The sequence below is a fragment of the Rothia nasimurium genome (assembly GCF_042660305.1).
In the GTDB taxonomy this organism is placed as follows: Bacteria; Actinomycetota; Actinomycetes; order Actinomycetales; family Micrococcaceae; genus Rothia; species Rothia nasimurium.
In genome coordinates this window covers 41,666-63,637 of sequence record NZ_JBHSTW010000013.1, presented here as the reverse complement: position 1 = coordinate 63,637, position 21,972 = coordinate 41,666, and the positions used below count along the sequence as shown (strand labels likewise).

General features: G+C 63.1%; 22 protein-coding genes. 7 read left to right on the top strand and 15 right to left on the bottom strand.

Features of this window, described 5'->3' with window-relative positions:
- Position 1: 1 nt before the first annotated feature.
- The 4 genes from ACFP6B_RS06100 to ACFP6B_RS06085 form a co-directional block, all read right to left on the bottom strand.
- Positions 2-988 (bottom strand): Ppx/GppA phosphatase family protein, encoded by a 987-nt coding sequence (locus ACFP6B_RS06100; protein WP_377128161.1) that lies wholly within the window; start codon positions 986-988, stop codon positions 2-4.
- Between the two features lie 74 nt (positions 989-1,062).
- A complete protein-coding gene (topA, locus tag ACFP6B_RS06095) occupies positions 1,063-3,888 on the bottom strand; it encodes a type I DNA topoisomerase (protein WP_377128158.1) in 2,826 nt (941 codons plus the stop codon).
- Positions 3,889-4,026: 138 nt separating this feature from the next.
- Positions 4,027-4,446, bottom strand: a complete 420-nt coding sequence (locus ACFP6B_RS06090) for a pyridoxamine 5'-phosphate oxidase family protein (RefSeq protein WP_377128155.1) — start codon at positions 4,444-4,446, stop codon at positions 4,027-4,029.
- 9 nt (positions 4,447-4,455) lie between these two features.
- Complete coding sequence (locus ACFP6B_RS06085; protein WP_377128152.1) at positions 4,456-6,096, bottom strand: DUF7059 domain-containing protein; 1,641 nt, start codon at positions 6,094-6,096, stop codon at positions 4,456-4,458.
- 40 nt (positions 6,097-6,136) lie between these two features.
- On the opposite strand from ACFP6B_RS06085, the gene ACFP6B_RS06080 reads away from it, so the two are divergent.
- Genes ACFP6B_RS06080 through ACFP6B_RS06070 form a run of 3 tightly spaced genes read left to right on the top strand, consistent with a single transcriptional unit; the run spans position 6,137 to position 7,079 of the window.
- Positions 6,137-6,454 carry a thiamine-binding protein gene (locus tag ACFP6B_RS06080; RefSeq protein ID WP_185174173.1) on the top strand — a complete coding sequence of 106 codons (318 nt, stop codon included), beginning with the start codon at positions 6,137-6,139 and terminating at the stop codon, positions 6,452-6,454.
- On the top strand, positions 6,454-6,894 hold the full coding sequence (locus ACFP6B_RS06075) for a pyrimidine dimer DNA glycosylase/endonuclease V (protein WP_377128149.1): 441 nt from the start codon (positions 6,454-6,456) through the stop codon (positions 6,892-6,894). The genes ACFP6B_RS06080 and ACFP6B_RS06075 overlap by 1 nt, the downstream gene beginning before the upstream one ends.
- Positions 6,895-6,938: 44 nt before the next feature.
- Positions 6,939-7,079, top strand: a complete 141-nt coding sequence (locus ACFP6B_RS06070) for a hypothetical protein (RefSeq protein WP_237185034.1) — start codon at positions 6,939-6,941, stop codon at positions 7,077-7,079.
- A 121-nt stretch (positions 7,080-7,200) separates the two neighbouring features.
- Here the strand turns inward: ACFP6B_RS06070 and ACFP6B_RS06065 are convergent, their stop codons facing one another.
- The 3 genes from ACFP6B_RS06065 to ACFP6B_RS06055 are packed head-to-tail and all read right to left on the bottom strand — an operon-like array spanning position 7,201 to position 9,105.
- On the bottom strand, positions 7,201-7,734 hold the full coding sequence (locus ACFP6B_RS06065) for a GyrI-like domain-containing protein (protein WP_377128145.1): 534 nt from the start codon (positions 7,732-7,734) through the stop codon (positions 7,201-7,203).
- Positions 7,731-8,615 (bottom strand): oxygen-dependent tRNA uridine(34) hydroxylase TrhO, encoded by an 885-nt coding sequence (gene trhO / locus ACFP6B_RS06060; RefSeq protein ID WP_237206132.1) that lies wholly within the window; start codon positions 8,613-8,615, stop codon positions 7,731-7,733. Before trhO ends, ACFP6B_RS06065 begins: the two co-directional genes overlap by 4 nt.
- Positions 8,616-8,664: 49 nt before the next feature.
- Positions 8,665-9,105, bottom strand: a complete 441-nt coding sequence (locus tag ACFP6B_RS06055; RefSeq protein WP_237185039.1) for a pyridoxamine 5'-phosphate oxidase family protein — start codon at positions 9,103-9,105, stop codon at positions 8,665-8,667.
- Between the two features lie 177 nt (positions 9,106-9,282).
- Between ACFP6B_RS06055 and ACFP6B_RS06050 the strand changes: the two genes are divergently transcribed.
- Positions 9,283-11,856 carry a DEAD/DEAH box helicase gene (locus ACFP6B_RS06050; protein WP_377128241.1) on the top strand — a complete coding sequence of 858 codons (2,574 nt, stop codon included), beginning with the start codon at positions 9,283-9,285 and terminating at the stop codon, positions 11,854-11,856.
- Between the two features lie 30 nt (positions 11,857-11,886).
- On the opposite strand, the gene ACFP6B_RS06045 is transcribed toward ACFP6B_RS06050, so the two are convergent.
- From ACFP6B_RS06045 to ACFP6B_RS06020, 6 genes are all read right to left on the bottom strand, one after another.
- The gene (locus tag ACFP6B_RS06045) at positions 11,887-12,297 is read right to left on the bottom strand and encodes an Rv3654c family TadE-like protein (protein ID WP_377128140.1); all 411 of its coding nucleotides are present in this window, start codon (positions 12,295-12,297) and stop codon (positions 11,887-11,889) included.
- Positions 12,294-12,674, bottom strand: coding sequence for a TadE family type IV pilus minor pilin (locus tag ACFP6B_RS06040; RefSeq protein ID WP_377128136.1), 381 nt, complete (start codon positions 12,672-12,674; stop codon positions 12,294-12,296). The genes ACFP6B_RS06045 and ACFP6B_RS06040 overlap by 4 nt, the downstream gene beginning before the upstream one ends.
- Before the next feature lie 113 nt (positions 12,675-12,787).
- Positions 12,788-13,000 carry a DUF4244 domain-containing protein gene (locus tag ACFP6B_RS06035; RefSeq protein ID WP_237194936.1) on the bottom strand — a complete coding sequence of 71 codons (213 nt, stop codon included), beginning with the start codon at positions 12,998-13,000 and terminating at the stop codon, positions 12,788-12,790.
- A gap of 332 nt (positions 13,001-13,332) precedes the next feature.
- Positions 13,333-13,806 carry a type II secretion system F family protein gene (locus ACFP6B_RS06030; RefSeq protein WP_377128132.1) on the bottom strand — a complete coding sequence of 158 codons (474 nt, stop codon included), beginning with the start codon at positions 13,804-13,806 and terminating at the stop codon, positions 13,333-13,335.
- Positions 13,806-14,477 (bottom strand): type II secretion system F family protein, encoded by a 672-nt coding sequence (locus ACFP6B_RS06025; protein ID WP_377128129.1) that lies wholly within the window; start codon positions 14,475-14,477, stop codon positions 13,806-13,808. Before ACFP6B_RS06025 ends, ACFP6B_RS06030 begins: the two co-directional genes overlap by 1 nt.
- A gap of 44 nt (positions 14,478-14,521) precedes the next feature.
- Positions 14,522-15,643, bottom strand: a complete 1,122-nt coding sequence (locus ACFP6B_RS06020; RefSeq protein WP_377128126.1) for a TadA family conjugal transfer-associated ATPase — start codon at positions 15,641-15,643, stop codon at positions 14,522-14,524.
- Between the two features lie 113 nt (positions 15,644-15,756).
- Here ACFP6B_RS06020 and ACFP6B_RS06015 point away from each other — a divergent pair, with 113 nt between their 5' ends.
- Positions 15,757-17,526: a bifunctional 3'-5' exonuclease/DNA polymerase gene (locus ACFP6B_RS06015; protein WP_377128123.1), complete on the top strand. Its 1,770-nt coding sequence runs from the start codon at positions 15,757-15,759 to the stop codon at positions 17,524-17,526.
- Position 17,527: 1 nt separating this feature from the next.
- Here ACFP6B_RS06015 and ACFP6B_RS06010 read toward each other — a convergent pair whose 3' ends face one another.
- On the bottom strand, positions 17,528-18,286 hold the full coding sequence (locus ACFP6B_RS06010) for an NUDIX hydrolase (protein ID WP_377128120.1): 759 nt from the start codon (positions 18,284-18,286) through the stop codon (positions 17,528-17,530).
- Complete coding sequence (gene nth, locus ACFP6B_RS06005) at positions 18,279-19,181, bottom strand: endonuclease III (RefSeq protein WP_377128117.1); 903 nt, start codon at positions 19,179-19,181, stop codon at positions 18,279-18,281. The genes ACFP6B_RS06010 and nth overlap by 8 nt, the downstream gene beginning before the upstream one ends.
- Before the next feature lie 178 nt (positions 19,182-19,359).
- Between nth and acs the strand changes: the two genes are divergently transcribed.
- Together acs and aroQ are read left to right on the top strand one after the other, a co-directional pair.
- Positions 19,360-21,297 (top strand): acetate--CoA ligase, encoded by a 1,938-nt coding sequence (gene acs, locus ACFP6B_RS06000; protein WP_377128114.1) that lies wholly within the window; start codon positions 19,360-19,362, stop codon positions 21,295-21,297.
- A 214-nt stretch (positions 21,298-21,511) separates the two neighbouring features.
- Positions 21,512-21,967, top strand: a complete 456-nt coding sequence (gene aroQ / locus ACFP6B_RS05995; protein ID WP_377128111.1) for a type II 3-dehydroquinate dehydratase — start codon at positions 21,512-21,514, stop codon at positions 21,965-21,967.
- Positions 21,968-21,972 lie beyond the last annotated feature (5 nt).

The following is a 21,972-nucleotide window of genomic DNA, read 5'->3' as shown; positions in this document are numbered from 1 at the left end:
GCTAGTCCTGCACGAATTCTGCCAGGGAGCGGGGGTCAATCATGGCTTCGGGCCCCTGCTGGGAGAGGTAGTTTAGGCGGCGTAGCACCAGGCCCTCGCGCAGGGCCCAGGGGGAAACGCGCATGCGGTCTACGCCAAAGACGTCCATGGCGGTTTCTGCCGCGATAGCCCCGGCTAGCATCTGTTCGGCGCGGACGTCGGACACCCCGGGTAGGTCCTCACGTTCGCTGGGGGGCATGGCTTCCATGCGGCGGGTCCACAGGCGCAGATCCTGTAGCAGCATTTCACGCTTGACGAAGGGGCCCGCCGAGTAGGGGGCTGCCCCGCAGATACGAGCGAGGGAGCGGAAGGTTTTGGAGGTTCCCACAACCATATTGGGCTGCCCGTAGGCCAGCAGGGTCTCGGCGACGGGTTCTAGGGTTTCGCGCACGTACTTGCGGAGTTTTTTGATTTCCTTAGGGGACGGCACGGGAGCGCTGAACCAGTCGCCGGTCAGGCGGGTGGCACCCAGCGGCACGGAGATTGCGTCGTCGGGGTAGGCGTCCATGCCGGTGGAGAACTCGAAGGAGCCGCCGCCGATGTCGAAGTTGAGAATGCGGCCTGCGCCCCAGCCCTGCCAGTGGCGCACGGCGTGGTAGGTGATGGCGGCTTCCTGGTCGCCGGTGATTTCGGTGAGGTTGACGCCGGTCTGGTTCTGCACGTGCTGCAGCACCTCGGGGCCATTCTTGGATTCGCGAATGGCGCTGGTGGCAAAGGCTAAGAGGTCTTCCGCCCCGTGCTCAATCGCGTAGAGCACTGCGGACTTCACGAAGGCGGTGAGGCGGTCGCGGCCCTCGTCGGTGATGTTGCCGTCCGCGTCGATGTAGCGGACGAGCTGTAGGGGCTCCTTGTGGGCTGCGGTGTAGGCTTCGGGGCGGGAGCCTAGCTGCCCCTCAATCAGAAGCAGGTGGCCGGTATTTGAGCCAATATCGAGCACGCCTAGACGCATGGGTCCCCCTTGAGTGGTGACAAAAAGTTTTCCTGCCTACCAGTGTACAAGGACGGGACCCATGCGATAACCGGCTACTCGCCCGCTTTCTGAGCGGTGCTCTTCTTGGTCGTAGTCTTCTTGGCTGTGGTTTTTTTAGCCGTGGTTTTCTTGGCCGCCGGCTTCTTGGCGGCGGTCTTGCGCTTAACCGGGCCCTTAGCTCGTTTCTCAGCGAGCAGCTCAACCGCGCGGGTGTGGGTCAGGGACTCGATGGTTTCGCTGCGGGGCACCGTAATGTTGGTGACGCCGTCGGTGATGTAGGGGCCGAAGCGGCCGTCCTTCACCACAATCTTCTTTTCAGAGACCGGGTCTACGCCGAGCTCAGCGAGCGGGGGCTTGGCGGCGCCGCGTCCGCGCTGCTTGGGCTGGGAGTAAATCTCCAGGGCCTGCTCCAGGGTGATAGAGAAAATCTGGTCCTCGGTCTCCAGGGAGCGGGAGTCGGTGCCCTTCTTCAGATAGGGGCCAAAACGACCGTTCTGGGCGGTAATTTCGGTGCCCTCGGCATCGGTACCGACCACGCGGGGCAGGGCCATAATCTTGAGGGCGTCATCCAGGGTAACGGTTGCCAGGTCCATGGACTTGAAGAGGGAGCCGGTGCGGGGCTTCTCAGCCTTGGGCTTCTTCTTGGGCTTGGGCTTACCGTTCTTGTAGTACTCGGTGGGCTGGGCCTCCATCCAGGCGGCAATTTCTTCCTCGGTCATCTCGGGGATAACCTCGGTGACGTAGGGGCCAAAACGGCCGTCACGGGCCACGATGGTGCGGCCGGTGGCCGGGTCAACGCCGAGTTCACGGCCGTCGTTCTTACCGGCTTCCAGCAGTTCAGCGACCTTCTCTTCGGTCAGCTCATCGGGTGCCAGATCAGCCGGTACATTGGCGCGGATGGGGTCCTTGATTTCGCCGGTTTCGGTGTCAATCTCGCCGCCGGTCTCAAGGTAGGGGCCGAACTTGCCCACGCGCAGGTTGACCCCGGGGGCGACCTCTACAGAGTTGATTGCGCGGGCGTCGATGTCGCCCAGGTTATCAACGATGGGCTTGAGGCCGCGCTTGTCTCCCCCACCGAAGTAGAAGTGAGACAGCCACTCGGGGCGGGCCTCTTCACCGCGGGCAATGCGGTCAAGGTCTTCTTCCATTTCGGCGGTGAACTCGTAGTCCACGTACTTGGCGAAGTGCTCTTCGAGCAGGCGGACGACCGAGAAAGCGGTCCAGGAGGGCACCAGGAAGCCGGAGCGGTTATTGACGTAGCCGCGGTCCATGATGGTCGAGATAACGGCTGCATAGGTTGAGGGGCGGCCAATGCCGAGCTCGTCCATAGCCTTGACCAGGGATGCCTCGGTGTAGCGGGGCGGGGGTGAGGTTTCGTGGCGGGCAGCTTCGATATCGCTACCGCGCAGGGAGTCGCCTTCTGCCAGGTTGGGTAGGCGCTTGTCGTCCTTACCGTCCTTGGTCTCGCCCTTGCCCTCTTCGCCGCGCAGGGCGTCCTTGCCTTCTTCGTAGGCGGCGAGGAAGCCGCGGAAGGTGATGACGGTGCCGGACGCTGCGAACTCGGCATCCCGGCCGTCGGCGGCGGTTGCCCCCAGGCGGACGGAGGCGGTGGAGCCCTTGGCGTCCGCCATCTGGGAGGCGACGGTACGCTTCCAAATCAGCTCGTAGAGGCGGAACTCGTCCATGCTGAGGGCACCCTTGACCTCGGCGGGGGTACGGAAGGAATCCCCCGCAGGGCGGATTGCCTCGTGGGCTTCCTGGGCATTCTTGGACTTGGAGGTGTAGACACGCGGGGACGCAGGCACAAAGTCGGCACCGTACAGTTCAGCTGCCTGCTTGCGGGCAGCCTGGGTGGCCTGGTCAGACAGGGCAACCGAGTCGGTTCGCATGTAGGTGATGTAACCGTTCTCGTAGAGGCGCTGGGCCACCTGCATGGTGGAGCGGGACGAGAAGCGGAGCTTACGGGCGGCCTCCTGCTGCAGGGTTGAGGTGGTGAAGGGGGCAGCGGGGCGGCGGGTATAGGGCTTAGTTTCGACCGAGCGGACGGCGAACTCGGCGGACGCCAGCGCGGACGCCAGGGAGCTGGCGGCGGCTTCGTCCAGGTGGGCAACCTTGCCGCGGGCGCTGGTCTTGAGGGTGCCGTCGTCGGCAAAATCCTTGCCGGTAGCCACGCGGGCACCATCAACAGCGGAGAGCTTGGCGGTGAAAGATTCGGAGGCGGAGGTGGTGAAGGTACCGGTGAGGTCCCAGTAGGTGGCTGAGCGGAAGGCCATGCGTTCGCGCTCACGCTCTACGACCAGGCGGGTTGCCACAGACTGCACGCGCCCGGCTGAAAGGCCGCGGGAGACCTTGCGCCAGAGCACCGGTGAGAGCTCGTAACCGTAGATACGGTCGAGCACACGGCGGGTTTCCTGGGCGTCCACCAGGTTGTTATCAATGTCGCGCAGTTCGTTGAAGCCACGCTGAATCGCTTCTTTGGTGATTTCGGGGAAGGTCAGACGGTATACGGGCACCTTGGGCTTGAGCACCTGCAGCAGGTGCCAGGCAATGGCTTCACCTTCGCGGTCACCATCGGTTGCCAGATAGAGGGCATCGGACTCTTTGAGCAGGCGCTTGAGCTCGGTGACCTTCTTTTTCTTATCGGGGTTGACCACATAGTAGGGCTCGAAGCCTTCTTCTACGTTGACCGCAAACTTGCCGACGGGGCTCTTTTTGAGCTCATCGGGCAACTCAGAGGGCTGGGGAAGGTCGCGAATATGCCCCATGGAGGATTCAACGATGAAGGCATCGCCCAGGTACCCGCTGATGGTTTTCACCTTCGAGGGGGATTCCACGATCAGCAGTGACTTGCCGTGCTCGGTGGTTGCCTTAGTGGGCACTGAGGGCTCCTTGGGGTCGGTTTTTCGCATGTATGCACAACAATAGCCGACTTACGGGGCTTCGTGTCTACTTAGACCGATGTGACCTTAGAGCGCGGGCGTGCGGGGGCCAGTACCGGTGCTGGCCCCCTTAGCCCCTTAAAGCTCATCAGCAGGTTCTGCCCCGATTTCGAACTCGCGCCCGCTGACGCTCACCGGCTCTACCTCAACCCAGTTGGTCTTGTAGGTCGGTGAGTAGGTGCACAGGCCCAAGGCTTCGACCGCGTCGAGGTCGGCTTCGCTGGTGAGCCAGTGGGCGTTGCCGTGCACGACAACGGAGCGGGCTGTACCGTCGATGACCTCGTCAATTTCGAAGGCGGCCTTGCGGCTGATGACGACTTCTGAGAGCTTCTGGCCGGCTGCGGTGCGGAAGTAGATTTTCTTCTCGTGCACCACGAAGTTGACGGGGTAGATATCTACCTCCCCGCCAACAGCCAGGGCCAGGCGGCCGAACTCGTGGGCAGCTAGCAGCTCCCAGCAGCGGTCTTCGGTCAGGGTTTTAATAGGATTCTCTACCATGGCCCCAGTCTAGTCGCCCTGGTCAATCCGCAAAAAGCCCTTTTCGAGCAGTTCGCGCATGTTACTGATTAATACTTGTCTGGGTTCTTCGGTCTCCCAGCCCAGCAGGGCAGCTAGGGCACCGACGATTTGGCCGGCGGTCAGTTCCCCGTCGCAGGCGGAGACGAAGCCGGAGGTCTCTGTGGTTTCTAGGATGGTGCGGCGCAGTCCGGCACCTGCGCGCAGCAGAATCACGGAGGGGTGCTCAGAGCCGGGGGTGGCATGGCGTTCTTCGGTCACGTCCCCGGCAACGACCAGGTGCTTCTCTAGCAGCTCGGCATCGCTCAAGGCGGTGACCTGATCAAAGTGCTCCACCGCCTCGGTGATGAAGGGGGCGATGGGCTGCTGGATGGGGTAGGTGATTTCTTCGAAGCGGTGCAGGCGCTCCCCTGCGGACCCCGGGTTCGGCTTACGCAGCCAAATCATGCCAAACCCGATGGAGCCAACGCCGCGGGAGGCGAAGTCGCGCAGGTAGGCGGTGTAGGCGGCTTCAAAGTGGGCGGGGTCGCGGTTTTCGCTGGCATCTCGCAGCCAGGTTTCGGCGTACTGTTCGGGTTCAAGAACCTCGCGCTGGATGAACCAGGCTTCGGTCTCCTCCCCCACCCAGGCGCGGGGGCGGTCTGCCCAGTCGACGGGGCCGTCCTGCCCGTCAACGGGAATTTCCCAGTTACCCAGCATCTGGGCACGCCCGCCGGGGGCAAGCACGGTGGGTAGCTGCTGCACCAGGGTTGAGACGATACCGTCCCCTGCCATGCCGCCGTCGCGGTAGGTGAACTGGTCTTCGGGACTCTCGTGGTCGCTGCGCGGGGTAATAACAAAGGGCGGGTTAGAGACCACCAGGTCGAAGGTTTCACCGGCGACCGGTTCGAGCAGGGAACCTAAGCGCAGGCTCACGCGCTCTTCGAGGTTGGTCGCATCAAGGTTCAGGGCGGACGCGTTGAGCAGCAGGTTGAAACGGGTAAAGGCCAGGGCGCGCTCAGAAATATCGGTAGCGGTCACGTGGCGGGTGTGGGCCAGCAGGTGGAAGACCTGAATGCCGCAGCCGGTGCCCAAATCAAGGGCCCGGTCTACGGGGGTTCGCTCGGTGAGCTGGGCCAGGGTAAGGGAGGCATGGCCGATACCCAGCACATGGTCCTTGCGCAGGACGCCGGGGCGCTGGTGGGCGCCCAAGTCGCTGGCTACAAAGAGTTCGGTTCCATCATCTGCAGCGTGCGGCCGCAGGTCTACGGCAGCCTGTACCAGGCCGTCCTCGGTGGGCTCCGCCAGCCCCAGATCCAGCAGCAGGTCCAGGCTACCTGCGCCCAGGGCGTCCTCAAGGTCCCCACCGGGCAGGGCGGTGCCAAAGAGGAAGAAGCGCACCAGCTGGGCCAGGTTCCGCTGGGCGGTGGTAAAGGTTTCTGATGTGGCCTCCTGCCCCAGAATCTGGCTCACCCGGTAAAGGCCGGGCACCACCTGGTCGCGGGTCATGGCCTCAAAAGCGCGGGCCCCCAGCAGCTCCTCGATACCGTCGTAGGTGTAGTTGAGCTCGGTCAGGGCGGTGTGCAGGCGGGCGAGAGCAGTAATGTCGGCGCTGACGGGGGCACCGGGAACACGAGAAAAATCAGAAGTCATCACGCTCTCTATTTAACCGTATGAGCGGTACGGTAGAGACATGTTATTTGCATTCTCTGTAGCCCCCACCGGCGGCGGCGACCCGTCCGGGTCCGTACACGACGCCGTTGCAGAAGCCGTCCAGATCGTCCGCGATTCGGGCCTGCCCCACCGCACCGACGCCATGTTTACCACCATCGAAGGTGACTGGGACGAGTGCATGGCCGTGATCAAAGCCGCCACCGAAGCCGTTGGAAAGTACGGCAACAGGGTCTCCCTCGTGCTCAAAGCCGACATTCGCCCAGGTCACGACTCAGGTGAACTCACCGGCAAACTCGACCGCCTCGAAGAAGCCATCGCCCGCAGAGCTGAAGGCTAATGCGTATCTGGTCTGTGCACCCCTCCCTGCTCGATGCCAAGGGGCTAGTGGCCTGCTGGCGTGAGACCCTGCTTGCCCAGAAAGTGCTCCAGGGGCTCACCCAGGGCTACACCAACCACCCCCAGCTGGACCGTTTCAAAGCCTCTAGTGACCCCCTAGCCTACATCTGCACCTACCTGCACGGGCTGGCTGATGAGGCTGATAGACGGGGCTATAACTTCAACCGCAGTTTGCTGGTGCTCCCTGCTCAACCTGAGTTGTCACCGCTACCAGTTACCGACGGCCAGCTAGACTACGAAATCTCATTTTTGGCAGAAAAAGTAAAAGCCCGCTCCCCACAGTGGTATGACCAGCATTTTTCCACGTCACCCACTAAAGTCACCCACCCGCTCTTCACCGTCGTACCCGGCCCCATCGAAAACTGGGAAAAGGTCAAATAGTAATCAAGGTGATTTTTTCTAGAGGTCTGGGTTATATTTACCTTATGGCAAATGCAGAAAAAATTGCCGAACTGGAAAAGTCCATCGCTGACTGGAAGGAAAAGGCCGCTAACGGTGGCCCCGCCTTCATCGCAGAGATTATCGAGAAGCTTGAGGCCGAACTGGCCGTAGAGCAGAACTCCTAAAGATTTTTCCCTTCGGTATTACCACACCAGTTCAACCGTTATCCAGGGGCGCGCAAGCGCACATACTTTAGAGAGAAATACCTCCCGCATATCGCACTGCGGGAGGTATTTTATTGTTTCTTTAAGCGGCCTGCGGGCTCGTTACAGCCTGCCAGAGATACATACGGTAATTCTCGTCGGTGATTTCACCGGGCCCGTACACTTCTAGGCAGACGCCGGTAGGCTCCAGCCCCTTCGAGGGGATAAAGGTGCTGGCCAGGTGGTTGAAGCCCGCCTTGATATGGGCAGGGGGGACGCCCGGGGTAATGGCCCCCTGCACCAGGACGGTAGCGTACATAGCAGCCGGTACCATCACGCCGGTCAGCCCAAGGGCCGCAACGTCCTTAATACCGCCGGGCACAATGAAACCCGCCGTGTAGGTAAAACCGGTATCGTCGGCGTCCGGCATTACGACGCCCACCTTCTGCAGCTTTTCTACCGCAGCCAGACGCTGGGCGGCCAGGTCGCCCCCGCCCGACTCAAGCGTGCTGTAGAGGCGCTCCCACCAGGCTCCAAAGTCGCTCTCTTCTGTCGCCGGGTCGGTGACACCGGCGACCATGAAGGTGCCATACTCAATCAGAGCTGTTTCGTAGACCGGGGTCTTCTGCTCACTCATGCTGACGCTGCCGCAGCCTCGCGCTCGGCCTCTGCTTTGGCCTGGCAGTCGGGGCACAGGAGCACTAGGTCGCGCACGCCGTCCACGTCGAGGTTGACGAAGGTGTTGGCCTTAGCGCCGCAGTGTTCGCACTCGCCGATTGTGACGGTGTCGGGTGAGAAGTTCATGTGCTGGCGCTTGTCGAAGATGTAGAGCGAGCCCTCCCAGAGGCCGGAGTCGCCGTACTTTTCGCCGTAGCGCACGATGCCGCCGTCAATCTGGTAAATCTCTTTGAAGCCGCGGTTCCTCATCAGTGCCGAAAGAATTTCGCAGCGGATACCGCCGGTACAGTAGGTGATGACGGGCTTGTCTTTGAGGTCATCGTACTTGCCCGATTCGATTTCTTGAATGAAATCGTGGGTGGTGCGCACATCGGGCACAATGGCGTTCTTGAACTTGCCGATTTTGGCTTCGAAGGCATTGCGGCCGTCGAAGAAGACGACCTCGTCGCCGCGCTCTTCAACCAGCTTGTTCACTTCTTCGGGCTTCAGGTGCACGCCGCCACCCACCACACCGTTTTCATCGACGATGAGTTCATCGGGGGTGCCGAAGGCGACAATCTCGTCGCGAGCCTTTACCGAAAGGCGGGGGAAGTCGCTAGCGCTACCGTCAGACCACTTGAGTTCGAGCTTTTCGAAGCCCGGGTACTGGCGGGTAGTCTTACCGTACTGTTTCAGGGCGTTGATGTCGCCGCCCAGGGTACCGTTGATGCCGTGCTTAGAGATTAGGATGCGGCCGGTCAGGCCCAGCTTCTCGCAGAGGGCACGCTGCCACAGCATCACGGCCTTGGGGTCGGTCACAGGGGCAAAGCAGTAGTAGAGGATAATTTTTTCTTGAGACACACCCCTATTTTAGACCTTATGCCCCTCGGTGGGGCGGCGACTGGCGCTCCTAGCCCAGGCGGAAGCGGCGCCCAGTCATTTTCTGCGGGGTCAGCTCCACAAACTCCAGCTTCTCGGTATCGAGCCAGGGCTCGAGGTTGAGCTTGCCAACGTAGTCAATGTCGCGGGTTTCGGTCAGTAGGCGGGCTGTGGCAAAGACATTGACCGAGTAGGCGTGGCTGCCCTCTGCCCGGTCGAACTGCACGGTTACTTTCTCGTTCATCAAAAGCTGGGTAAGTTTGCTGCCGGAGGCGGTGCGGAAGAAGATGCGAACCCCGTCGGTCACAATGTTGAGCGGGGTGATGTGCACGTAGCCGTCCTCGCCTACCGTACCCAGACGGGCAAACCGGGTGCCCTCAATTAGCTCCCAAATCTGCTCTTCGGTGAGGACCGTGACCACAGGCTCCTGCTCGGTGGTCTTCTTACCCTGAATGTTCATTGGAATACTCATACAGTCCATTATCCCACCCCTTATAGTGCAGGTCACAGATAACAGGATAGAAAGAGCAAATATTTACGCGCGCTCTCGCGGTGCCATAATAGACGGGTGCCTACCGATGCCCTTCCCTCGCGCTCACACCCAGCCGGAGCCCCGTCCACTCGCGCTCCCCAGCCCGGCGAGCTGGCCGTGGTGCTCGACCAGCTGGGGCTGGCGTCCTTACCTGAGCAGGTCACCCATGTGCGCACCCTACCTGCCCGGCGCGCAGAAACTGCCCCCTGGCCGTCCTGGGCCCACCCACGGGTGGTTGAGGCCTACCAGAACCTAGGGGTCGCCGAGCCCTATCTACACCAGGTGCAGGCGGCAACGGCCGCGCACGACTCCCCCGGCAACCGGCACGTCATTCTGGCAACGGGAACCGCCTCGGGTAAGTCCCTGGCCTACCAGCTACCCGCCCTTGACGCTATCTACCGGGGCGAATTCGAGGCCCAGGCTAGCGGCTTTGATTCTGGGCGGGCAACGGCCCTCTACCTCTCCCCCACCAAGGCCCTGGCGGCAGACCAGCTGGCCTCCCTGCGCAACTTAGGACTTCCCGGGCTCGTGGCTGAGAGCTACGACGGCGATACCCCGCAGGCCGACCGCCGCTTTATTCGCGAGCGCGCCAACTTCATTCTGGCTAACCCGGATATGCTGCACCACGCTATCTTGCCCAATCATGCCCGGTGGGCTGGGTTTTTGCGCAAGCTCAAGTATGTGATTGTGGATGAGGCCCACGGCTACCGGGGCGTCTTTGGGGCCCATGTTTCTCTGCTGATGATGCGGTTACGGCGGGTGTGCCGCTACTACGGTGCTACCCCGGTGTTTATCGGGGCATCTGCTACCAGTGCGGAGCCGGCTGAGTCTTTTGCCCGGCTGATTGGGTCGCGGCCCACCGCGGTTACCGCGGTAACTGAGAGTACCGCTCCGCGCGGTGCTACCCATGTACTGCTGTGGGAGCCGGAGTTTACTGATGCGGCTGCGGTCAATGACAAGCTTTCTGCCCATGCTAATGGGGTGAGTGTTCGGCCCGGTGCCCAGGGCAATGGCGCGGGTGAGAACGGGGCGCCGGTGCGTAAGTCGGTCATTACCCAGAGCGCTGAGATGCTCACTGACCTGGTGGTGAACCGTACCCGCACGATTTCCTTTATTAAGTCCCGTCGCGGGGCTGAAGCTATCGCGCAGACCGCTGGCCGCTATCTCGATGAGGTTGAGCCCGGCCTTTCTGCCCGTATCGCAGCCTATCGCGCGGGCTACCTGCCCGAGGAGCGGCGGGCCCTTGAGGCCAGCCTGCGCCGGGGTGAGATTCTGGGCGTAGCCTCGACCAACGCCCTGGAGCTGGGTATTGATATTGCGGGGCTGGATGCCGTGCTGGTGGGCGGATGGCCTGGCACGCGGGCGTCCTTCTACCAGCAGATAGGACGAGCGGGCAGGGCAGGGCAGGACGCTTTTGCCGTCCTGATTGCCAGCGAAGACCCCCTCGATACCTACCTGGTGCACCACCCCGAAGATATTTTTGACCGGCCGGTTGAAAAAACCGTTTTCGACCCTGAGAACCCCTATGTGCTTAGCCCGCATCTGTGTGCTGCGGCAGCTGAGATTCCCCTGCGCCGGGAGGAGCTCATGGTCTTTGGACGCACCACCGAGGCGCTGTTGGGCCGCCTGGTGGAGCAGGGCTACCTGAGACAGCGGGCTACCGGCTGGTTCTGGACCCACCCCGAGTCTGCCAGTGACTTTGTGAACCTGCGCGGGGGTGGTTCTCCCCTGCAGATTATTGACTGCGAAACGGGTGCCGTGATTGGCAGTATGGACGACGGCCACGCCCACTCCCAGGGTCACCCCGGCGCTATTTACACCCACCAGGGCAAGACCTATGTGGTGGAAGATCTTGATGAGGACAACAAGGTTATTGCGGTCTCGGCAGTGAGCCCCGATTACTACACTCAGTCCCGTGATATCACCGAAGTGACCGTACTGGGTGCTGAGGAAACGCGGCAGCAGGGGCAGGTGTCGTTGAACTACGGCAGGGTGCGGGTTCGTTCCCAGGTGGTGGGCTACCAGCGGAAGTCCCTGGTGGGCCAACAGGTTCTGGGTGATGAGCCGCTTGACCTTGCCCCGCAGGAGTTGCAGACCAGGGCTATCTGGTGGGCTATGCCAGCTACCCTGTTGCACGCTGCGGGGATTCATGAGCGGGATATCCCCGGAGCCCTGCATGCCGCTGAGCACGCCGCTATCGGTCTGCTCCCCCTGGTAGCCACCTGCGACCGGTGGGACATCGGTGGTTTATCGACCGCCTTTCATATCGATACCGAACAGCCCACGATTTTCGTCTACGACGGCCACCCTGGCGGGGCTGGCTTTGCCGAGCGGGGCTTTGAGCAGGTGGGCCACTGGTTGCGGGCCACTCTCGATACAATTTTGGCCTGCGAGTGCGAGCTGGGCTGCCCCTCGTGTGTGCAGTCCCCCAAGTGCGGTAACCGGAACGAGCCCCTGCACAAGGCGGGTGCCGCCCAGCTTTTAGCTGCCCTGCTCGTTGAGGCCGATGAACTCACCGATGAAGAGCGCAGAAAACTGCTCAAGCCTTTAGGCCCGACGGTTGAAAGCCCGGTAGCTGGAGAAACAGGAGCCGGGAGTTACGCGGTGGGACACCGGGTAGAGGGGAAACCTGCCCCGGTGGGTGTAGCTGAGTCTTTGACCGGTTTCGCCGCTACCGACGACCCCTTCTAGCTTTGCTATAGCGAGCGGGGCTGGCCTCGGTTATGAGGAATCAGGTGGCCCAGCCCGGGATATGCCCTCAGCAGGACCAAGGAAAGCGAAGGGGCCGGTGATATCAACGAGGGTGCGGACGTCCACCGTCCCGCCCAACCCGGCGGGCTGGCCGCAGCCACCCAACCGAGCCCCGTTAGAGTGGGCAACGCGCTCGGCTACCGCGCAGGGCTCTCCGGGAGCAAGGCCGCGGGCTACGTCCGCTGCGGCAAGAGCCGCTAGATCCGCTGCTGCCGCTGCCCGGTGCTGCGCGGTAATGACCCCAATGAGCCCGGCACAGGTAGCCCCGAGAATAAGAAGAGCGCAGACCAGGCCCACCGTGGCAACGGTGCTGCTCCCCCGCTCAGAGCCGGTGGACTGCTCAGTGTCAGTGGGCCGTTTAGCGCCAGTAAACGCCATCATGGGCTACCACCTTCTGACACAGGGCTTTGCTCCGTGAGGGCCCGGGCATCGGCGGTAAGCGTCCAGCCGCTGACCTTTCCCACAACTCCCGGAGCCTGCCTGCTCACCGTTACGACCGTCATGTCGTCATCCTGAGCCAGGGTGACGGTAGCTGCGGGGTCTATCTCCTGCACGATGCGGGTTACGGTCTCGGCTGTTTCCCCGCGGGCTGCTGCCCGGGCTCCCAGGCGAGCGCCCTCTTCCAGTTTGAGCTGTACGATACCGGTTGCGGCAGCTCCCAGCACCAGGGCCAGAACGAACACAAGGGCAGGGAGTATCACCGCAAATTCAGCGGTGCTTGACCCTCTCTCGTTTTCTGGTGCGGCTAGTGTCTGCACGGTATCACCACCTTATCTTGGGCTGAGGGTTCCAGGGCTTTCAGGTATCAATTACGGATTTTCCAGTCTCTGTGCCCGGGCTGAACCGCCCGGGCACAGAGATAGAAGGCGGTCTATGCTCCGGTTGAGAGGGCTGTTTGCACCAGCCCCAGCAGCATCTGGCGGACTTCTTCAGATTTGAGGATGACCACGAGTAGGCCCGCAAAGCCTACGGCCGCCAGCATGACGATTCCGTACTCGGCGGTCGTAGCGCCCGCTTCGGGGTCATCGAGACCGGCCTGAAAAACCTGGCCTTCTACAGGTGATGTGGGGTGAGTGTTCGACACGGTTTCCTCCTTGATATGGTGTTCCTCGGCGGCCTTGCCGAGGCGCTGTGTTCTTTCGGGTGAACTCGGGTGAAGACGGGGTAAGGGGCGGGTTGAGGTAGTGAGAAAGACGCCGGGGCCTTCACCCGAGGTACCTGTAGCTTTCCAGTTGCCCGAGATAGCGTAAAGAGTAGTGTTACCTGTGGATAAGGGCAGCGGGCCTGCTCTCCCGTCTTTTCAGGGAGCAAAGCTCCCGGCTCCCTCGTCAGCGGTGTAGCCGTGACGCTTTTATGACGCCCCAGCGCCCTCCACCGGAGGCCTGTGGACAACCTGTCCGTACCGCCTGCCCGCTTCTAAAAAAGCGCAGGAAACAAGGCTATGAGAACGGGCACCACCCCGAGGCAGATAAAGGACGGTAGCGAGCAAGCTCCCAGCGGCACCACCAGTTTGACGCTCAAACGGGCAGCCGCTTTCTCATAGGCCCGTTGCCGGTGGCGGCGCTGCCGCTGGGCCAGAACCCTCACCAGTTGGGCACTCGGTGCACCCGTGCTCAGCGTCAGCCCCAGCGCCTCATACAGGCCTACGAGCCCCGGGGCAACCGGTTGCTCCCAGGCGTCCGCCCAGCTCTTCCCCTGATAGAGGCGCTCAACCACAACGGTCAGTTCTGCCTCGTATCTTCCCTCTTCAAGCTGCCCCAGCTGGTGCAGCACCGCAGGGATCGAAAGCCCTGCCGCGAGCATGGTGGCCGCCATATCCAGGTAGAAGGCAGCATCTAGTTTAGGAGCGGACGCCCGGGGCTGCTTCCCCGCTCTCGGTAGACCCAGCATCACTGCCCCTCTTCCGCGCGGCGAATCAGGCGGGCCGTCCAGCGGCTGCCGCACCAGGCCAGCACCAGCCCCAGCCCCCCAACAAGAGCCCCGGGAACTGAACCTAGAAGCACCCCTAAGGGATCCGTACCCATCAGGATTCCCAGCCCCAGCCCCACAAAAGGCAGCCAGGAAAGGATTCGACCGGTAGCCCGCGGCCCGCTCAAAGCCGTCTCCCGCTGCTGGCGCAGGTCAATTTCCGTCTCCAGGTAACGGGCTAGACGCTCAAACACCTGGGCTAGTGAGGCGCCCGTCCGCTCCCCCACCTGCCAGCAGGCTGCCACCCTGGCGGCTCCCTGCCTCACGCTCTCGCGCAGCTCAGCCTGCCCGGAAGCCTTCAGATACACACCGGCTAGGGGCAGGCCCTTCTGGGCTTGGGCGCTCGCGGTCTCAAAAAGCTGGGCCATCTGGGCCCGGGCACCTTCAAGGCCCTGCTGCTGGCACGCGGACGGCCGCAGCTTTCCCACAAGTGCGAGCAGGCCGGATTTCTGTTCGGTGCGCCCCTCATGTTCTAGGCCCACCAGATAGGCCGCTACGTGGGTGCAGGCCTGCGCCGGTGAGCACCCCGCGCGCAGCAGGGCGGCAAGACGCCAGATGGCATCGGGCCATAGCTCCAGCTCTTCTAAGCCCACAGATTCGCTGCGAACCCCAAGACTTTTCAGACCATTGACCGGCATCAGGCACCCACCCCCGTGCTCTGAGGTAGCCCGGCTGCCTGCTGGAGCTCTTCACCACCGGGGTGCCAGCGCAGGTAGGTGCCGCGACGGCGCGGCTCCACAGTGCAGACCGGCTCAACGGCAAGGTTGTGCCCGCCTACCAGCCGGTAAACCCCGCGTACTATACGGTGCTTACCCTCACGTTCAAGGTGCACAATATAATCCAGCGCCGTCGCAGCTTGCAGAGCCACAGCCTGGCTACTTACCCCAGCGAGAGCCCCCATGGCGTAGAGCCGGGCAGGCACAGACCCTGCGGAGTTAGCGTGCACCGTGGTGCCGCTCCCGGAGTGGCCGGTGTTCATGGCCGTCAGCATGTCCATGACCTCAGCCCCGCGGCACTCACCCACCACCAGCCGGCTGGGCCGCATGCGAAGGGCCTGCCGAATCAGCTCTGCCAGCCCCACCTCGCCCTGGCCCTCGGCGTTAGCGGCCCGGGCCTGTAGGCTCACCGTATGCGGGTGGTCTAGCTGCAGTTCAGAAGTATCTTCTACCAGCAGTAGCCGCTCACCGGCGTCCGCCTCCTGCAGCAGGGCACCCAGCAGGGTGGTCTTGCCGGTTCCAGTTCCCCCGCTGACCAGCAGATTAGCCCGCGAGCGCACCAGCTGCCGCAGCACCTGTTCCAGGTCGCGCCCCATCATGCCGCGCTCTTGTAGTTGCCGTAAGGACGGGCGCTGAGCCGGTTGAAGGCGCAGGGAGAGCAGGGTGCCGGAGCGGCTCAGGGGTGGGAGCAGGGCGTGGATGCGGATTCCCTGCTGGGTTTGGACGTCGGCGGCCGGGTAGGCGTCGTCCAGGCGGCCGCCAGCCGATAGGATCAGCCGGGTGGCAAGTGCCCGGACGGCTTCGTCGTCGGGGAAGGTAATGGCAGCCCGGTGCAGGGTACCGGCGGCCTCGTACCAGACATCCTGCGGGCCGTTGACGAAAATATCGGTTAACCCTTCTCTGCTCACCAGAGGTGTGAGTGGGCCCAGGTCGGTCTCGGCAGGTTCTACCGCTAAGAGCGGCATATCATCGGGTAGGTCTGTGGGGGTCGGCTCAAAGAAACGGCGCCGCGACCGGCGCACACGCATCTCAGTATCGGGCATGGCTACCTTTCAGGGTAGGCCCCTGCCCCGGCATCTTTCTCTTGTCTCTCTTTATGCCACAGAAGAAGTGCCGTGTCTAGCCCTGTGAACAGCGCAAACGGCATAATAGAAAGATGTACATCGTGCTTGGCCCAGCGACCTCCCCCGGCGATACGCCCCTGTGGGAGGCTATTACGCTGAACGACACCGGCTCAGGCACCCACCGCATTTTCCCCTTCGCTAAGCTCCCCGATTTTGTGCGCGCGGTAGAAGCCCAGAACCCGCACCGGGTAATCCGCTGGGCTTGGGCGGACGCCCGCGAGCTCATGCCTGCACTGCTGGCAGCTGGCGTCTCACCGGCGTCCTGCCACGATCTGCGCCTTGCCCAGCGAATCCTGCTCACCGCCGCCACCCGCGCCCAAAACCGGTTGCCTTACACGCCCACCATCGACCTCACCCCCGTACCCGCGCCCCCAGCAGGAGTGCTACCCGCCAGGCGGCAAATCGAGGGGCAAACCTCCCTCTTTGACGACTTGGGCACAACCTCCCCCGAACAGCACGAGATAGCCGGGCCAACCGCGTCCGTCCTGCTCACCGAACTCCGCACCCAGCTAGAGGCCGTCGCCGCCTGCCCAGCCCCCGCCCGGCTCTCCCTCCTACTCGCCGCAGAATCCCAGGGCGCCCTCATCGCAGCCGAAATGAAGCACCACGGCATGCCTTGGAACCGCACCGTCCACGAAAAAATCCTCGAACACACCCTCGGCCCCCGCCCCGCAGGCTACGACCGCCCCTACAAGATGGAGCGCCTCGCCACCCGCATCCGCGAAGAACTCGGCACCCCCAACCTCAACCCCGACTCCCCCCAAGAAGTCCTCAAAGCCCTCCAGGCAGCCGGCCACTCGGTCACCTCCACCCGCAAATGGGAACTCACCGAATGGGCCAACGCCGTCCCCCACCTACGCGAAGAACGCTGGCAGCTCGTCCGCCCCCTGCTCGGCTACAAACGCCTCGCCCGCCTCTACACCGCCAACGGCTGGAACTGGCTCGACGCCTGGATAACCAACAACCGCTTCCACCCCACCTACGAAGTTGGCTCCGCCGCCACCGGCCGCTGGGGCGGGCACGGCGGCGGGGCCATGCAAATCCCCAAGGACGTCCGCCCCGCCATCCGCGCCGAAGAAGGCATGATGCTCACCGTCGCAGATGCCGCCCAAATCGAACCCCGCATCCTCGCCGTCATGAGCGGCGACCGCGCCCTCACCGTCGCCGGACGCGGCACCGACCTCTACCTCGGCATCGCCCACGTCGGCGAACGCACCGGCAGCGTGCTCAACGACCGCTCCCACGCCAAAATCGCCCTACTGGCTGCCATGTACGGAGCCACCACCGGCGAAGGCGGGCAGCTCATGCCCCACCTCAAAAAAATGTTCCCAGCCGCCATCGGCCTCACCGAACACGCCGCCGACGTAGGCCTCCGCGGCGGGCAGGTCACCACCTACCTGGGGCGCACCTCCCCAGCACCCTCCCACGCCTGGTTCCAAGCCCAACGCAACCAGGTCACCGCAGCCGACGAACGCGCCGCCCGCTCAGCCGCCCGCACCCACAGCCGCTTCACCCGCAACTTCGTCATCCAGGGAACAGCCGCCGAATGGGCCATCATCTGGATGGCCCAAATCCGCAAACGCCTCCGCACCGAACGCCGCTTCGGCAAACGCATGCAAACCCGCCTGGTCTACTTCCTCCACGACGAAATCATGCTCTACGGGCCCATCGGCGAATCAGCCCGCGCCGCCGAGATCGTGCGCGAGTCAGCTCAAGCTGCCGCCGAACTCATCTTCGGCCCCACCGACGTCGAATTCCCCGTCACCGTGGTCACCACCGACGATTACTCGCAAGCTAAATAGGCTAACTCCCAGCTTCCCGGGTGCGCTTCTTATCCCAGGGTTCTTCCCAGCCCAGCTCTTCAAAGACCCGGGAGAGCAGGTTGCCAGTGAAACCCCAGATGGTAAAGGGGGCGAAGTCGCCGGTCACCTCAAAAGCCGGGGATTTGTGCCTGGTCCGGCCGCGAGTCACCGTCACGGTCAGCCGGTTAGCCGGGTTCAGCAGGTCTGCCACCGGCACGCGCACCACCAGGGTTGACTCGTTCCGGTCTACTGCCTCCACCGGGGTCGGTAGGTCCCACCAGCCCAGCACAGGAGTCACCCGGTAGTTACTCACCGGCAAATCGACCGCCGGGAGCTGACCCAGCAGGCGCACCCCCTCAGCCTGCAGGCCGGTCTCTTCCACAGCCTCCCGCAGGGCAGCTACCTGCTGGACGGTTCGGCCGGTACGGGCTGCCTCGTCGTAGTCCTCAGGGTCGATCCGCCCACCGGGTAGGGCAGGCTGACCGGCATGATGGCGCAAGGCCTCCGACCGCACCAGCACCAAGAGGTCAAGGTCCGAAGCAACCGTGCCGCACCCGGTATTCTGCGCCGGAGCCTCATCAAGCACCCCCATCAGCACCAGCACAGCGGCCTCTTTAACGGTGCCCGGGTCCATCTGCCCAATCGGCCACGAATCCTCGGGGCGCACAACGCTCGGGGCCCGCTCCGCCAACTCCTGCAGGGCCGCTAAGGCGGGGTGCTGCCCCGCTTTCTCTTCCCCGAACATCTCTTTCCTAGGCACTGAGCGTCCACCCCTCTTCCCGCAGCTGGCGACGGGTAGCACCCTGCACAAAACGCAGGTGCAGGCGCTCACGCCCCGGAGCCATCTCGTACTTGAGCAGTTTCTCTGCCGCCACCGGGTCGGTTTCACCGGCACCGTAAGCCGGGCAAAGATCGGCAATGGGGCAAGCCCCGCAGGCCGGTTTTTGGGCGTGACAGATGCGGCGGCCGTGGTAGACCAGCCGATGGGAAAGCTGCGTCCAGTCCTTGGGTTCAAACAGCTCGGCGACGTCGCGTTCGACCTTAACGGGGTCTTCTTCGGTGGTGAAGCCAAAGCGGCGGGCCAGGCGGCCGAAGTGGGTATCGACGGTAATTCCCGGCTTGCCAAAGGCGTTACCCAGCACCACGAAAGCGGTTTTTCGCCCTACCCCGGGGAGCTTAACTAATTCCTCAAGCCTGCCCGGTACCTGCCCGCGGTAATCTGCCACCAGCTGGGCTGCCAGATTCACGATTGCTTTGGCCTTGGAGCGGTAGAAGCCCAGAGGCCGCACGATGTCTTCCACGTCTTCGATTCGGGCGGATGCCAGCGCCGCCGCATCGGGGTAACGGGCAAAAAGTTCGGGGGTGGTGGCATTCACGCGCACATCGGTGGTTTGGGCTGAGAGCACGGTAGCTACCAGGAGCTCAAAGGGGTTATCAAAATCGAGTTCGGCAACCGCATAGGGGTAGGTCTCCCCCAAAATACGGTTGATTTTGCGGGCACGACGGGTGAGCGCTAGGGGGCTTTCGGCCTCACCGCGAGCTGCTGCGCGGGCGTACTTACGGGCGGACGCTCGCGCCTTGGGCTCGGGTACAGAGCGGGTTTCGAGTTGGGCGAGCTCGTCAGGGCTAAGAGGTACATCGGCATGTAGGGGCATATCCCAAGCCTACCGCCGCCCGTCTTTGCGGTACCCGGGTTAGCTGCCACCGGCGTCCTGATTTCGCGTAACACGAACGCACAAATTTGTGACTAGCGCTACATGGTGCGCTAAGGTGAGAAAAAGTCCGTTTGTGGCGCACATCAATGACGCGCCCCACAGAACAGGAAGGCACACCATGACCGACACCCAGGACGTCTTCGCCCCCAGCGCCGAATTCTCAGCCCAGGCCAACGCTCAGCCCGGCATCTACGAAGAAGCCAAAGAAAAAGGCACCGAATTTTGGGCAGAACAGGCCCGCAACCTGCTCACCTGGTACAAGCCCTTCACCGAAACCCTCGACTGGTCCAACCCGCCCTTCGCCAAGTGGTTCGCAGACGGCGAGCTCAACGCCTGCTACAACGCCGTAGACCGCCATGTTGAAGCAGGTAACGGCGACCGCACCGCCATCCTTTTTGAGGGCGAGCCCGGCGACACCAAGTCCTACACCTACGCAGAGCTCAAGGACGAGGTCTCCCGCGTAGCCAACGGCATCGAATCCCTGGGTGTTTCTAAGGGCGACCGCGTTGCTATCTACATGCCCATGATTGCCGAAGCTGTGATCGCCATGCTGGCTTGCGCCCGCATCGGCGCTGTGCACTCGGTCGTCTTCGGCGGCTTCTCAGCCGACGCCCTGCTCTCCCGCATCGAGGACGGCGAGGCCAAGCTGGTTATCACCGCCGACGGTTCCTTCCGCCGCGGCAAGCCCTCCATGCTCAAGCCCGCCGTCGACACTGCCCTGGCCAAGGGTGGCTCTTCGGTCGAAAAGGTTCTGGTCGTCAAGCGCAACGGCGAAGATATCAACTGGGCTGAGGGCCGCGACGTCTGGTGGCACGAGCTGGTTGCCGAGCAGTCCACCGAGCACGAGCCCTCCCGCCAGAACGCCGAAGACCCCCTCTTCATCCTCTACACCTCCGGCACCACCGGTAAGCCCAAGGGTATTCTGCACACCACCGGCGGCTACCTCACCCAGGGCGCTTTCACCCACAAGAACATCTTCGACCTCAAGCCCGAAACCGACATCTACTGGTGCACCGCAGACGTCGGCTGGGTCACCGGCCACTCCTACGTCGCCTACGGCCCCCTGGTCAACGGCTCCACCCAGGTCATCTACGAAGGCACCCCCGATGCCCCGCACCGCGGCCGCTTCTGGGAAATCGTGCAGAAGTACGGGGTGACCATCATGTACACCTCCCCCACCGCTATTCGCACCATGATGAAGTGGGGCGAGGACATCCCCGCCCAGTACGACCTCTCTACCCTGCGCGTGCTCGGCACCGTGGGCGAAGCCATCAACCCCGAAGCCTGGCGCTGGTTCCACCGCGTCATCGGCGGCGGCAAGTGCCCCATCGTCGATACCTGGTGGCAGACCGAGACCGGCGCGATTATGGTCTCCCAGCTGCCCGGTATCACCGCGGCCAAGCCCGGTAGCGCCCAGCAGCCCATTCCCGGCATCACCATCGACGTGGTGGACGACCTGGGCGAGTCCCTGCCCAACGAGCAGTCCGGCTTCCTGACCATCCGCGAGCCCTGGCCCTCCATGCTCCGCACCATCTGGGGCGACGACGACCGCTTCGTCGACACCTACTGGTCCCGCTTCGAAAACATGTACTTCGCCGGTGACGGCGCCAAGCGCGACGCCGACGGCGACCTCTGGGTCCTGGGCCGCGTGGACGACGTCATGAACGTCTCCGGCCACCGCCTCTCCACCCCCGAAATCGAGTCCGCCCTGGTCTCCCACCCCGCGGTCGCCGAGGCAGCGGTTGTTGGTGCAGCCGACGAAACCACCGGCCAGGCCGTCATGGCTTTCGTCATCCTCAACGACGAGGCCAAGGCAGCAGGGCACGACGAGACCGAGCTGGCAGAGCAGATTCGTGCTCACGTGGGCGTCGAAATCTCCCCGATTGCCAAGCCCAAGCGCGTGCTGATTGTGGATGATTTGCCCAAGACCCGCTCCGGCAAAATCATGCGCCGTCTGCTCAAGGACGTCGCCGAAGACCGCCCGGTCGGTGACACCACCACCCTGGCAGATCCCACCGTCATGGAAGCTATCGAGGCTAACTTCAAGAAGGGTTAGCAGCGCGATATAACAGGATGTGGGGCATGCGTGCCCGCCGACTAACCTTCTTGCTGGCTCGCAAGCAATTCATGCCAGCCCCAGCCAGTCGGCTTTGGCACGCATGCCCCACATCTATCGAAGTTAGTGTTCTTTGATTAAACGCCCGCCCCAGTGTGCTCCATCTATGGCTGCAAGCTGGAGGCGGGCGTTTTCGTGTGAAAAACTAGAACCTATGGCAACACCACAGACTGCACCACGACATATCTCCGTGATTAACGGCCCCAACCTCAACCTGCTCGGCGCACGCAAACCCGAGATTTACGGGCGTACCACCCTAGCCGACATCGAAGCCACCCTCCGCGCCCAGGCCGCCGAGCTGGGCTATGAGATTACCTTCATGCAGTCCAACCACGAGGGCGATCTGATCGACGCCATCCAGGCCGCCCGCACCGCGTCCGCCGGTATCATCATCAACCCGGCCGCCTACACCCACACCTCCGTGGCCCTGCACGACGCCCTTGAAGCGGCCGAGCTGCCGGTCGTTGAAGTACATCTCTCCAACGTGCACCGGCGGGAACCCTTCCGCCACCACTCCTATGTTTCTCCCCAGGCGACCGCCGTCATTGCCGGTGCCGGGGCCCAGGGCTACGAACTAGCCCTAGCCTTCCTAGCCCGTCACCTAGGCTAACCCGG

What these genes read in the sequence shown, in the direction of transcription:
- ACFP6B_RS06100 (WP_377128161.1), bottom strand. Translation starts at nt 988, where the DNA reads ATGCGTCTAGGCGTGCTCGATATTGGCTCAAATACCGGCCACCTGCTT.
- ACFP6B_RS06090 (WP_377128155.1), bottom strand. Translation starts at nt 4,446, where the DNA reads ATGGTAGAGAATCCTATTAAAACCCTGACCGAAGACCGCTGCTGGGAG.
- ACFP6B_RS06085 (WP_377128152.1), bottom strand. Translation starts at nt 6,096, where the DNA reads ATGACTTCTGATTTTTCTCGTGTTCCCGGTGCCCCCGTCAGCGCCGAC.
- ACFP6B_RS06080 (WP_185174173.1), top strand. Translation starts at nt 6,137, where the DNA reads ATGTTATTTGCATTCTCTGTAGCCCCCACCGGCGGCGGCGACCCGTCC.
- ACFP6B_RS06075 (WP_377128149.1), top strand. Translation starts at nt 6,454, where the DNA reads ATGCGTATCTGGTCTGTGCACCCCTCCCTGCTCGATGCCAAGGGGCTA.
- ACFP6B_RS06070 (WP_237185034.1), top strand. Translation starts at nt 6,939, where the DNA reads ATGGCAAATGCAGAAAAAATTGCCGAACTGGAAAAGTCCATCGCTGAC.
- ACFP6B_RS06065 (WP_377128145.1), bottom strand. Translation starts at nt 7,734, where the DNA reads ATGAGTGAGCAGAAGACCCCGGTCTACGAAACAGCTCTGATTGAGTAT.
- ACFP6B_RS06055 (WP_237185039.1), bottom strand. Translation starts at nt 9,105, where the DNA reads ATGAGTATTCCAATGAACATTCAGGGTAAGAAGACCACCGAGCAGGAG.
- ACFP6B_RS06045 (WP_377128140.1), bottom strand. Translation starts at nt 12,297, where the DNA reads ATGATGGCGTTTACTGGCGCTAAACGGCCCACTGACACTGAGCAGTCC.
- ACFP6B_RS06030 (WP_377128132.1), bottom strand. Translation starts at nt 13,806, where the DNA reads ATGCTGGGTCTACCGAGAGCGGGGAAGCAGCCCCGGGCGTCCGCTCCT.
- ACFP6B_RS06020 (WP_377128126.1), bottom strand. Translation starts at nt 15,643, where the DNA reads ATGCCCGATACTGAGATGCGTGTGCGCCGGTCGCGGCGCCGTTTCTTT.
- ACFP6B_RS06015 (WP_377128123.1), top strand. Translation starts at nt 15,757, where the DNA reads ATGTACATCGTGCTTGGCCCAGCGACCTCCCCCGGCGATACGCCCCTG.
- nth (WP_377128117.1), bottom strand. Translation starts at nt 19,181, where the DNA reads ATGCCCCTACATGCCGATGTACCTCTTAGCCCTGACGAGCTCGCCCAA.
- acs (WP_377128114.1), top strand. Translation starts at nt 19,360, where the DNA reads ATGACCGACACCCAGGACGTCTTCGCCCCCAGCGCCGAATTCTCAGCC.
- aroQ (WP_377128111.1), top strand. Translation starts at nt 21,512, where the DNA reads ATGGCAACACCACAGACTGCACCACGACATATCTCCGTGATTAACGGC.